This is a genomic window from Pseudoteredinibacter isoporae (genome assembly GCF_011602085.1).
Lineage (GTDB): Bacteria > Pseudomonadota > Gammaproteobacteria > Pseudomonadales > Cellvibrionaceae > Pseudoteredinibacter > Pseudoteredinibacter isoporae.
In genome coordinates this window covers 1,160,967-1,173,571 of record NZ_JAAONY010000001.1, presented here as the reverse complement: position 1 = coordinate 1,173,571, position 12,605 = coordinate 1,160,967, and the positions used below count along the sequence as shown (strand labels likewise).

Here is a 12,605-nt window from a genome sequence, read left to right as displayed (position 1 = left end):
AATATCTTTTGTTGCGGCTTTATCGCGTGCTTTTTTCAAAGCGAACAACGGCAAGCCTTACAACACTTCAAACAAACCGGCCGCACCCATACCGCCACCAACACACATGGTCACCACCACATAGCGAGCACCTCGGCGCTTACCTTCAATCAGCGCATGGCCTACCAGACGCGTACCGGTCATGCCATAGGGGTGGCCAATGGAAATGCCGCCGCCGTTAACGTTGAGTTTTTCCAATGGAATGCCAAGCTTTTCGGCGCTGTAAATCACCTGGCAGGCAAAGGCTTCGTTCAACTCCCACAAACCAATATCGTCAACGGTTAAGCCATGCGCTTTCAATAGTTTCGGAACAGCATAAATAGGGCCGATGCCCATTTCTTCCGGCTCAAGACCTGCCACCATCATGCCGCGATAAACGCCCAGCGGTTCCAGGTTTTCGCGCACCGCCAGATCACTGGAGACCAAGACACAAGCCGCCGCGCCGTCGGAAAGCTGTGAAGCGTTGCCCGCAGTAATAAAGCCGCCCTCTACAACCGGATTTAAAGCCTGCAAGCTTTCCAATGTCGTTTCGGGGCGATTGCCTTCGTCCTGCTCCAAGGTAACTTCAGCAAAACTGGTTTCCTTAGTGACTTTATTGAACACCGCCTTGGTCGTCGTTACCGGAACAATTTCCTGATCAAAAGCACCCGCTGCCTGGGCGGCCGCGGTGCGCTGCTGGGACAACAAGGCGTACTCATCCTGGGACTCACGGGAAATATTGTATTTTTTACAAATGTACTCGGCGGTTTGCAGCATCGGCATATAGGCCGTATCGGAGTTGGCCAGTACGGTTTCGTCTTTTTCCTTCATGATCCAGTCGAAAGCGGGTGTTTGAACCATGGAAATATGCTCATGACCAGCAGCTACCACAGCTTCCATTTTGTCGACGACGATTTGTTTTGCTGCTATCGCTACGGACATCAAACCGGAAGAACATTGACGATCAATTGACTGACCAGAAACCGTCAACGGCAAACCGGATGCCAGCGCCGCCATGCGCCCCAGGTTCATACCTGCCGTTCCGGCTTGCAAAGAAGTCCCCATGACCAAATCATCAAAGCGTGCAGCATCCACGCCACTACGCTCTACAGCAGCCTTGATCGCAAAGGCAGACAAGCTCGGAGACTTGGTGATGTTAAATGCACCACGAAACGCTTTGGCGATCGGGGTACGTGCGGTAGAAACAATATAAGCTTCACGTTGGCTCATGCTTGAACTCCTAAACGTTAGAAAATGATTTGGCGCTGCGATTGGCTTGTGCCAGCTCTTTCAGCAGCGGTGCGGCCGCGAACCAACGTTCGCCGTAGGCACCCAGATTTTTTTGAAGGTTTTCGAGGCCTTGCAATACATTTTGCAAACCGGTTTCGTCGGCGTATTGCATCGGGCCACCTCGCCAACGCGGAAAGCCATAACCATTCAGGTAAATAACATCGATATCCCCTGAACGCAGGGCAATGCCCTCCTCAAGAATTCGAAAGCCCTCATTGGCTAAACTGAAAATACAGCGTTGAATAATTTCTTCCTTGGAAATATTTCTTTGCTCAATACCCTGGGACTGAGCAATCTCTTTTGCCAATGCCAGAACTTCAGGGTCTTCCTGTTTTTTCCCACCGTCATAACGATAAACGCCAGCCGATGTTTTCTGGCCTAACCTTCCTTGTTCACGCAAAGCAAACTGCAGAGCCTGATAGCTTTCTTCACCCTGCCACTCATGCTGATTGGCCAAGGCTGCCATGCAACCCACATCAATGCCCGCCATATCAGCCATTTCAATTGGGCCCATTGCCATACCGAATTCGCGCAGGGCAGAATCCACCTGACTTGGGCTTGCGCCTTCCAACACCATGCGGAACGCCTCGCGAGAATACGGCGCAACCATGCGATTGCCGACAAAGCCGTAACACACCCCAACGGTTACTGCGACTTTGTTAATTTTCTTCGCCAACTTAAGGCAGGTCGCCAACACCGGCTCAGAGGTTCGCTCGGTGCGCACAACTTCCAGCAATTTCATAATGTTTGCCGGACTGAAAAAATGCAGGCCAATGACGTTTTCAGGGCGGGCGCAAACATCCGCAATCGCATTCAAATCCAATGTTGAGGTATTACTAGCCAGAATAGCTTCGGCTTTGCAGTGACGATTCAGCTCTTTAAATACCGATTGCTTAACCGTCAAATCCTCGAACACCGCCTCGATCACCAGATCGGCATTGGCAATGTCTTCATAATCACTGGCCGTGGACAGTGCAGCCATTGCCTGCTCGCAAATCTGCGCACTGATGCGGCCTTTATCACGACCGGATTCAATGGTTTTTTGAATATAAGCCCGGGCTTTTTCAAGCGCCTCGCTGTTTACATCCAATAAGCGAGTTGGAATACCCGCCAATAAAAAGTTGATGGCAATACCACAGCCCATCAAACCCGAACCAATGATGGCCACCTCCTGAATCGCCAGGCGGGCATCGTCGCGGTTTATGCCCGGAACCTTCAGAGCGTCTTTTTCGGCAAAAAACGCATGCTGCAAGGCTCTGGCCTGAGGACTCGCCGCACAATCATTGAAAAGTTTGCGCTCCAAGGCCAAAGCATCCTCAAGCGAGCTTTTCATGCCTCGCTGAACGGCTTCGATAATCGCCTGGGGCGATTTCAAACCGGTCCAGCGACGCGCCTGTTGCGCCTGATATTCAAGTAAAGCCGTTTCTTCTTCGCGACTTAAGGAATAATCCTGCTCAAACATATTGTCAGGAGTACCCGCTTCACATTCTTTCAACAGTTGATGAATAGCCGCTTCGGAATGCTCGGAAGATGCCAGCAGGGCATTAACCAGACCCAAATCCAGAGCCTGCTCCGATGAAATGGGCTTACCATCACACATCATTCTTGCCGCGAGACTTGGTGCAATCAATCGGGGCAATCGCTGAGTGCCGCCCGCACCCGGTAAAATACCCAGATTGACTTCCGGCAAGCCCAGCTTGCTCCCCCGGGTGGCGATGCGTTTGTCCGCCGCCAGGGCCAATTCCAAACCGCCACCAAGCGCATAACCGGCGACTTCTGCGATCACCCATTTCGGGAATCGGTCAATACGATCGCACAACGCAGGCAAGCTGGGTTCGGCGAAGGATTTTTCCGTTCCAAATTCGCTGATGTCGGCACCGGCTGAAAACGCCGACAACTCTGAACGCAGTACCAGGGCTTTCACCTCCTGATCCTGTTCCGCAACATCCAGATAATGATCGATGGCGCAACGCAGCTCATAACTCAAGGTATTCACCGGAGCATGACACATGCTTAAGAAAGCAATGCCACCTTCCCGGCGATAATCAACATAGTGATTCACTTCAGACATTTCGGTTTTATTCCTGATATGAAAAATCGCGATACTGTTCGCGCAGATCTTTTTTGCTGACCTTTCCGGTCGCGGTGTGCGGTAACTCGGTGGTAAATAAAATGGTTTCCGGAATCCACCAGCGCGTGACCTGAGTGGCCAGGAACGTTTTTAACTCTTCTTCGCTGACTTCCACACCGGGTTTGGTCACCACGATCAACAGCGGGCGCTCAGACCACTTCGGGTGATATACACCTATTGCGGCCGCTTCCAACACACTGTCGTGAGCCATAACGGCATTTTCCAAATCCGCAGAGCTGATCCATTCGCCGCCGGATTTGATCACGTCTTTGCTGCGATCGGTGATGGAAACGTAACCCTGCTTATCAATCACGGCGATGTCGCCGGTATCGAACCAGTCATCTTCGGTATGAGCATCGGATTGCTCAATGCCAAGATATTGAGAACACACCCAGGGGCCACGTACCTGGAAAGAACCCGGAGTTTTACCATCCCAGGGGAGTTCATTCAGCGCATCATCAACAATGCGAACCTCAATACCAAACGTTGGGCGGCCAACGGTTTTGCGTAATTCGAACTGCGCTTCTTTGTCGAGCTTTTCCATGCTCGGGGTTGGCATGTTCATGGTGCCGAGGGGGCTGGTTTCCGTCATGCCCCAGCCCTGCTGCATAAAGATGCCCTGCTCTTCTTCAAACGCTTTCATCATGGCAACTGGCGTTGCAGCACCACCCACCATCAAGCGTTCAACCGTTTCCAATTTGGTGTTGTTTTCGCGCAGGTGTTGCAGCAAGGCCAACCACACTGTCGGCACACCGGATGCGAAACGCACGCGCTCTTCATTCATCAGTTCCGCCAGTGCCTGGCCATCACCCATGAAACGTCCGGGGAACACCATCTTCGCGCCAGCCATGGCACCCGCGTAAGGAATATTCCAGGCATTCACATGGAACATGGGCACAACCGCCAATAGAGAATCTTCCGGCTGCATGCCGACGGAGCTGCTGGTGTTGGCAGTTAGGCTGATCAATACCGTTGAGCGATGGCTGTACACCACCCCCTTTGGATTGCCCGTAGTACCCGAGGTATAACAAATGCCGCAGGCCAGGTTTTCTTCCAGTTCCGGCCAATCAAACTGCACGGATTGTTCTGCCAACAAACTTTCATAGCAGTACACATTTTGCAGATTGTGCTCAGGCATATCCGCCTCATCACAGAGCACGATGTAACCTTTTACGGTTTTGAATTTGTCTTGCAGACGAGCCATTAAGGGCAGGAAATCCGGGTCAACAAAAATCCACTGGTCACGAGCATCATTTAAAACAAAATCAAATTGCTCATCGGAAAGGCGGGGATTGATTGTGTGGCAGATCGCGCCGATACCAGGAACCCCATAATACAACTCAAAATGGCGATAACTGTTCCAGGCCAGAGTGCCGATAACATCACCCTGTTCGACACCCAGTTTTTTTAACGCACCCGCCAGTTTGGCCACACGATCGAAGGCATCAACATAGCGATAACGATGCAAACTGCCATCAGCCAATTTGGAAACGATTTCGGCTTCGCCGTGAATTTTGCGCGCATGGCGCATGACAGCGGGAATCGTTAATTGAAAATCCATCATTTTACCGAGCATTTCTTTTCCCCTTACAAACAGGCTTCTGTGCCAAAGATAGTGGTGGCCTGGCTGGACAAGGTCCCACCATTACCGTGGGCCAGAGCAAGCTCAGCCGATTGAATTTGTCGATCGCCGCATTCGCCACGCAGTTGGCGAATCGCCTCGATCATGCAGAACAAGCCGTACATACCTGGATGCACGCAGGAAATGCCACCACCATTGGTGTTTACTGGCCGCTCTCCGCCGGGCGCAATTCGCCCACCGGAGACAAATGCACCACCTTCACCTTTGGCGCAGAAACCCAGATCTTCCAAAAATAAAATTACATTGATTGAAAAGGCGTCATACAACTGAATGGCGTCGATATCGGAAGCCTGAACCCCCGCCATTTGATAAGCTCGCTCACCACTTTGCACTGCTGCGGTGGTGGTAAGGTCGGGCATTTGGTCAATCTGTCGATGTGTTGTCGCCGAGGAAGAACCCAGAACATAGGCGGCTTTTTTGCCGTACTCTTTGGCGCGATCTTTCGCAACCAACACCATCGCGGCCGCACCATCGGTCACCAAACAGCAATCCATAACGGATAATGGATCGGAAATTATTTTTGCCCCCAAAACCGTTTCAAGATCGATCTTGTCTTGCACAAACGCTTCCGGATTCATAGCCCCCCAGCTACGCGCTGCCACAACAACTTCGGCGAGCTGCTCACGAGTCGTGCCGTATTCATGCATATGCCTGGCCGCCGCCAGAGCATACCCAGTGACCGGAATGCGCGGTCGATACAGCTGCTCCCACTCCGGGGTTTCGATCAAACCAGCATGATTACCACCGTTGCTGCGAGCATTGCTGCCATAGGCAATCACCACGGTTTTACACAAACCCGCTTCAATGGCCATCACCCCTTGCAGCAGCTGTGACATAAACGATGAGCCACCATTCATATCGCAGCTGGTAAAGCTGGGTTGAATACCTAAATATTCGGCGGCACTCAGGCTGGCAAAATAATGGGAGCCAGTTGTGGCACACAGACCATCGACTTCATGCAGAGCAATGCCGGCATCGTCCAGCGCACCCTGAACCGCCAAGCCCATAAGCTCGAGTGGCTGCCAACCTTCGCAATTGCCAACGCCCGCCTGGGCGACACCGACAACGGCGGTTTTTCCGCGCAAATTTTCAGCAGACATCTAAGCGACCTCCCCATGTTGAAAGACCAGCAAGGCATCGGCATCTTCTTTCTGCTCAATAATGGCGAGCACTGAATCACCAATTTGAGGTTGAGCGTCTAAATTGAGGCGCAGCTGGCTCATGAGGCGCGGGCCTTCAGCCAACTCAACAATGGCCACATAGTAGTCGCCGCCACGCTCCGGGCGCTGGGGAATACGGCTAAGGGAATAGATACTCGCGCGGCCACTGGCTTCCACCCACTGCCAATCGGTACCGCCCTGTGCGGGCACATTGACTCTCGGGTAAAAGAAATAATCACCATTCCCCCCTTGCTGAATGCAAAACTGACCGGCATTCAGGCGCTGTTGGTACTCCGCCCATGGCCCGTGCCCGTTAATAGATTGCCCCACCATTCACTCCTCTATCTTGCTGTTGCCGCTCTGTGCTGTAGCGGTTCTTAAAACACTATTTAGCCATTATTATATTTTCATCGAACGATCGTTCGTGTCAAGATCAATTTCAATGGACTTAATTGCTTAAAATTTGACACAAAAGTGAATCAAACATAATATTATCGAACGTTCGTTCGCAAAGCTAAACAATCGGCAGCCCACCCTTCCAGGCCTGCCGCTGGTACAGGCCCTGCGAACCCTATGAATCATCCAGAAAGTGAGTGCTGAATTGTGGAATCAAGCCGAATCGACCCAAGAGAACTGAGAGATGCCCTAGGCCAATTTGCGACCGGCGTGACGGTAATCACCTGCTATGACAAGGCAGGCAATGCCGTTGGCATGACGGCCAGCAGCTTTAATTCTCTGTCTCTGGAGCCGGCCCTGGTGCTGTGGAGCATTGGCAAAAGCAGCAGCAATTTCGACGCCTTTAATGGCTGTGATCACTTCAACATTCACGTTCTGAAACGTGAGCAAGATGCTTTGGCTTACCAGTTCGCCAGCAAAGAAGGGGATCGTTTTGCCAATGTCGAACTGACCCGGAACGACAGCAAGGCGCCGGCCATTGAGAATTGTCTGGCCCGCTTTGAATGTTCGATGCACGCCAATCATGATGGCGGTGATCATCGTTTATTGATCGGTAAAGTCGAGCAACTTCAGCAAAATGATGGCGAAGCCCTGGCGTTCCATCGCGGTAAATTTGCCGGGCTGTGCGCATGAATTTCTGTAGCGACTGCGGCCATAAATTGATTCTTGCCATTCCCGCAGGCGATCTGCGCGAGCGCCATATTTGTAACCAATGCAGCCGCATTCACTATGAAAACCCGAAGCTGGTGGTCGGTGTGATTGCACACTGGCAGGATCAGGTGTTGCTTTGCCGCCGGGGCATTGAACCCCAAAAAGGCCTTTGGTGTTTGCCCGCCGGCTTCATGGAAAACGGCGAATCCAGCGACGAAGGTGCGATGCGTGAGGCGGAAGAAGAAACTCGCGCTCAGCTTGAAATTGAATCATTGTATGCCGTTTACAACCTGCCTCACATCAATCAGACCTACATGTATTATCTGGCCAAACTGATCACCCCCAAGGTGGAAGCGGGATTGGAAACGCTGGAGGCACAATTATTCAAGCAGCATGAAATTCCCTGGTCACAACTGGCCTACCCCAGCATTGCTGCGGCACTTCAACAGTTTTTTATTGATCAGAAACGGGGTCAGTTTCCACTGATCCACGAAACCATTAACAGCCAAGCCAATTTGTTAGGAAATGCTTCATGAGTGATGTTTCAACACTTAGCGCACTGGAACTCAGCCGCCTGTACCAAAGTAAAACGTTGAGCCCGGTTGAGGTCGTTGACACTCAGCTAAGTCGTCTGGAGTCCCTCAACCCGATATACAATGCCTTTTACTGTATTGATCATGAGGGCGCCCGCGAAGAAGCCAAAAAATCCGAACAACGCTGGCTGAATGGAGAACCAAGCAGCCTGTTTGATGGTATTCCCACCAGCGTCAAAGATGCCTTATTGAGCCGGGGCCAAAAAAGTTACCGGGGTTCCGCGGCCAACAATTCCGATGAGCATGAATGGAATGAAGACTGCCCTTTAGTCGCTCGACAAAAAGAGGCAGGGATGATTTCCCTCGGCAAAACCACGATGCCGGACTTCGGTATTTTGGCCTCCGGTTACAGTTCTCAGCACGGTATTACGCGCAACCCCTGGAACAGCAATGTCACTACGGGCGGCAGCAGTTCAGGAACGGCCGCGGCCATTTGTGCAGGTTTAAACCCGGTTGCAGCCGGCACCGATATTGTTGGCTCTATTCGTCTGCCCGCATCCTATACCGGTTTATTTGGCCTGAAGCCCAGCCAGGGGCGTGTACCCTATTACCCGAGCAATGCCGATACTCTGGTTGCCGGCCCTATGTCACGCTCGGTCAGTGATTCGGCGGCCTATTTAAATATTTTAAGCCGCCCTGATTATCGCGATGCGCGCGCCCTGAACTGGCAAGATACCGATTATTCCGAGCACCTAAATAAAGCAAGACCGTCTTTACGCCTGGGCCTGCTCCTGAATATTGGTTTTGGCACCAGCCCGGACCCGGAAACTCTTGCGGCAATTACTTGCGCAGCGCAACAACTGGAAGATTTGGGGCACCGCATTATTCCAATCGAGAGCCCATTTTCCTCCGGTGATGAGGATTGTGCCGAACTTTATTATCAGCAACGCTGTCACCATGAATTCAAGCAATATCCGAAACATTTGAGAAAGCAAAGCCCGTACATTGATGAATTTACGCGTCGGTGCGAAGAGGTTTCGGCGGTCGATTTATTTGATGCCACAATGGCAATGCGCCAGCTGGGCGTAAAAACACTGGAGATGTGCTCGGCAGTCGACTATCTGTTACTGCCCTCAACACCCCGCCCGGCTTTTGCAGCTGAGTTGCCCGCGGATGCCCCCAACAAGCTGTTCGATCCCTGGTGCAATAATTTTCTGTTTAACATCAGTGAGCAACCGGCCGCTTCGATTAATTGTGGCTACACCGAAGGGGGGCTGCCGATTGGGCTTCAGATTGTGGGGCCGAGGTTTGATGATGCCGGGGTGCTTCAGCTAGCCAGGCAATATGAAAACATTCGCCCCGCACAAAGAGCATTTCCAATCTGATTTTCGAGCGTAATTTTTATTGCCCAGAAGCGTCAAAACCGAGCTGGGCAATTGCTAAGATCTGGAAATTCAAACCCTACACACGCAAGCTCTTCAGCAACGTTCTCGCAACTTGCAAACTGCTTTCCTGAAACACCTGACCACTCCCAAGCGGGGCAATAGACAGGCTACTCAGGGAAATGCTGGCCAAACCCCAGGCAACCGCTGCGCATTGCGCCTCACCCACCTTGGGGTAAACACTTTGCAGTATTTCCTGAAGGGTTGTGATGAAGTCCTTGTTCCATTGAAACAAACGCTTTTTAATATTGGGGTGGTTCTCGACGGCGGCCAGCAATGCCAGGGCGACTTTTATTTTGAGCTGCTCTTGCTCAGGCATTTCCCCGAAGAGGTAGGCAATGATGGCTTCGTCGGCCTGATCCGGCTGGCTACCTTCTTGTTCAATATCTTCGAATAACCGTTTTATTTCATCTTGCTCGGTATCGATGCAGCGCTCGATCAAACGGTCGAGCAGGGCCTCGCGATTGCCCACATGGTGGCGAAGCAAACTGCGATGCAGGCCGGATTCTTTGGAAATGCGCTCAAGGGTCGCACCCTCTACGCCGTATCGTGCGACACAGCGTTCGAACGCGGCCAATATGGCTTCTGCCCTTTCTTCTTTTACGCTTGGTCTTGCCATAGCTACCTCGATTTTCTTACGAGGTCATCTTACAAAGCATTGCAGGCAAAAAAAAGCGGGCCAGTGGCCCGCAAAGCAATTGGGTGAGGATCTCACCTAACCGTCGCTAAACAGTTATATGCGATATGAAAGTGTTAAGCCCACGGTGCGTGGTTTGCTGTAGGTTGAAAAGGTGGTACCGAAGGAAGCGGTGAACTCGCGGGTGTTGGAGCTGTTGTACACTTCGTCGGTCAGGTTCTCAACAAACAGAGTTGCATTCAGGCGCTCGTCGGAGCTGGACCAGTTCAGGCGCGCATTGGTCATCCAGTTGTCATCGGTTTTACCCAGAGGATTGTTACCAATGTCGGTAAAGTACGCATCGGTGTAGGACCAATCCAACTGCGGCGTTAAGTAACCCCAGTCGTCCATTTCAATGGTGTAACTCAGCACACCATTGAAGGTAAACTCAGGCGCATAACGGAATTCGTTGCCACGGATGTTCGGAATGGTACCGGCACTGACTGTCGGTTGCTTGTCCACTTTGGAATCCAACCAGGAAGCGCCCAAAGTCAGCACCAGATTGGTAATGGGGTTGTAAGCCATTTCCAGTTCGGCACCGCGAATGGTGGAATCCGGTACGTTCACCAGTTCGTTTACCACCGTGGTTCCCTGCAATTGCGATGGCAAGGTAACGGCGATAACCGCCTGGAAGTCGGTGTAGTCGTATTGGAACAAGGCCGCGTTTAACGTCATGCGACGATCCAGCAGATAATGCTTGGTACCCAACTCGAACGAGGTCAGTTTTTCAGGATCAACTTCCACTAGACGGTTGTAGTAGGTGCCGTTAAAGCTGCCACCCTTAAAGCCGCGAGACACACCGAAGTAGTACAGGGATTCTTCGTCAGGCGTGTATTCAAAAGAGAGCTTACCGCTGAGGGAATCCCAACTGGCGTCAGCACCAAAGCTTTCCGGCTGACCATTGTTCACACCACAAATCTCCGGATCCATGACCAGACTGGCCAAATCGAAGCCTCCCGGAGCATTCAAGTTGACGCCGATGCCCTGCAACTGATCGAAACGACCGTGCCCAAGATTCGGGTTTTGCCCTACATAACAGCCGAGGTACTGGCCATTCAAATCTTTTTCATCACGACTCCAACGCAAACCCAGGGTCGCTCCCCAGTAATCGCTGATGCGATATTTCATATGTGAAAATACCGCCATACTCTCGAGATTTTGTTTGTGCTTGTTGGCGCGAGTGGACACATTACCCTGCGGGATTCGGCCAACGGCTTGCAACACATTGTAAGCCTGGGCCACAGTAATGCTGTCCGTTGCTTCGAAACCTGCCAGTTGCGCAGAGCCAATCCACGCCCCGCCAAGACCGAGCGCCGCATCGAAACCACCGATGGTGCCATCACTGCCCGGCACGAAACCGTGCGGCAATGCCGCCAGAATACCGTTGATGTCGTAAGAGGTTTGCGACTCCACATCTTCGTCCATAAAGAACACACCGGCTACCCAGTCAAGTCGATCGGTTTGACCTTGCAGGCGAAATTCCTGGGTCAGCTGACGCTGGCCGGTAAAGGCCTGACTATGCCCCAGCGCCTGGGTGCTGGCATCTTCATCGTTTTGATACTGGAAATCGTGATCCACAATACCGGTCACGGAAACGAGGTTCATATCCCCCAGATCCCAATCCACCGTCAGCGAACTCATGATGGTCTCGCCTTTTTCCTTACGCACATAGTCCGGGCTTAAGGTCACGCGACGAAAATCCGAAGCCGCGCCACCGGGTGAGGTCGGATCAAAAACATTAGTCGCCAATTGGTTATGGAAGACAACCGGCTTGTTGTCGATCTGCTGATGGGCCAGGCGCCATTCCACTTTGACATCTTCACTGGCATCCCAATCCAAACTGAAACGTGCGGCCTGCACATCTTCGTTTTGGGCATCGCGGCCAAGCTGATCCTTGACGTAACCGTCGGAGCGATTGCTGACATAGGCCAGACGCGCGCGGGTGCTGTCGGTGAGTTTGCCGGAAACAAAGGCCTCCTGACGCGAGCGATCGAAGCGACCCAAGGTTACCTCAACGCCCGCACTGAACTCTTCGGTAGGACGCGCCGAAAATACCTGCATGGCACCGGTGGTGGAGTTGCGACCGAACAGGGTGCCCTGGGGGCCACGCAAAATTTCCACGCGCTCCAGATCAAACATGGCGAAGCCGTGGGTCTGAATGTTGTTCAGGATGACCCCATCGCTATACACCGCAATCGGGGTGTTGGAAATCGCGCTGAAATCGACGTTACTCACGCCACGCATACTGATGATCGGCGCAGATAGGCCGAAGTTGCCATCCACTGCCACCATGTTCGGGGTTTGGGCCGCCAGCTGACTGCTGCGGGTCACATTAACGATCTTCAGGTCTTCGGCACTGTAGGCCGTCAGGGATACCGGTACGTCCTGGGCGGACTCGGTACGCCGCTGGGCGGTTACCATAACCTCTTCAATTTGTGCTGCTGCCCAGTCGGCAGCCAGGGTTGAGCCCACCAAAATGGCCCCCAGCAGGGGTTTTACAGGGAAACTCCTAATCTCAGACATACTCCTAGCCTCTCGCTCTTTATTGTTTTAAAAATTATTACCACTCTACGTTGTGCAATCGATCGTTGTGCGGGCGGATTCGT

General features: G+C 52.3%; 10 protein-coding genes. 3 read left to right on the top strand and 7 right to left on the bottom strand.

The window, feature by feature from the left end:
* Positions 1–57: 57 nt before the first annotated feature.
* From G8768_RS05080 to G8768_RS05060, 5 genes are read right to left on the bottom strand one after another with little or no spacing between them, the layout of a single operon-like run.
* On the bottom strand, positions 58–1,248 hold the full coding sequence (locus G8768_RS05080) for an acetyl-CoA C-acyltransferase (protein WP_166850341.1): 1,191 nt from the start codon (positions 1,246–1,248) through the stop codon (positions 58–60).
* Between the two features lie 10 nt (positions 1,249–1,258).
* Positions 1,259–3,379: a 3-hydroxyacyl-CoA dehydrogenase NAD-binding domain-containing protein gene (locus G8768_RS05075; RefSeq protein WP_166850344.1), complete on the bottom strand. Its 2,121-nt coding sequence runs from the start codon at positions 3,377–3,379 to the stop codon at positions 1,259–1,261.
* Positions 3,380–3,386: 7 nt separating this feature from the next.
* Positions 3,387–5,015 (bottom strand): long-chain fatty acid--CoA ligase, encoded by a 1,629-nt coding sequence (locus G8768_RS05070; RefSeq protein WP_166850347.1) that lies wholly within the window; start codon positions 5,013–5,015, stop codon positions 3,387–3,389.
* Between the two features lie 11 nt (positions 5,016–5,026).
* Positions 5,027–6,181 (bottom strand): acetyl-CoA acetyltransferase, encoded by a 1,155-nt coding sequence (locus tag G8768_RS05065; protein WP_166850351.1) that lies wholly within the window; start codon positions 6,179–6,181, stop codon positions 5,027–5,029.
* On the bottom strand, positions 6,182–6,574 hold the full coding sequence (locus G8768_RS05060) for a Zn-ribbon domain-containing OB-fold protein (RefSeq protein ID WP_166850355.1): 393 nt from the start codon (positions 6,572–6,574) through the stop codon (positions 6,182–6,184).
* Positions 6,575–6,844: 270 nt separating this feature from the next.
* Here G8768_RS05060 and G8768_RS05055 point away from each other — a divergent pair, with 270 nt between their 5' ends.
* Genes G8768_RS05055 through G8768_RS05045 form a run of 3 tightly spaced genes read left to right on the top strand, consistent with a single transcriptional unit; the run spans position 6,845 to position 9,266 of the window.
* Complete coding sequence (locus G8768_RS05055) at positions 6,845–7,330, top strand: flavin reductase (protein ID WP_166850357.1); 486 nt, start codon at positions 6,845–6,847, stop codon at positions 7,328–7,330.
* A complete protein-coding gene (locus tag G8768_RS05050; protein WP_166850360.1) occupies positions 7,327–7,884 on the top strand; it encodes an NUDIX hydrolase in 558 nt (185 codons plus the stop codon). Before G8768_RS05055 ends, G8768_RS05050 begins: the two co-directional genes overlap by 4 nt.
* Positions 7,881–9,266 (top strand): amidase, encoded by a 1,386-nt coding sequence (locus tag G8768_RS05045; RefSeq protein WP_166850363.1) that lies wholly within the window; start codon positions 7,881–7,883, stop codon positions 9,264–9,266. The genes G8768_RS05050 and G8768_RS05045 overlap by 4 nt, the downstream gene beginning before the upstream one ends.
* A gap of 76 nt (positions 9,267–9,342) precedes the next feature.
* On the opposite strand, the gene G8768_RS05040 is transcribed toward G8768_RS05045, so the two are convergent.
* Positions 9,343–9,942 carry a TetR/AcrR family transcriptional regulator gene (locus G8768_RS05040; protein ID WP_166850366.1) on the bottom strand — a complete coding sequence of 200 codons (600 nt, stop codon included), beginning with the start codon at positions 9,940–9,942 and terminating at the stop codon, positions 9,343–9,345.
* A 114-nt stretch (positions 9,943–10,056) separates the two neighbouring features.
* Positions 10,057–12,522, bottom strand: a complete 2,466-nt coding sequence (locus G8768_RS05035; protein ID WP_166850369.1) for a TonB-dependent receptor — start codon at positions 12,520–12,522, stop codon at positions 10,057–10,059.
* Between the last annotated feature and the right edge of the window lie 83 nt (positions 12,523–12,605).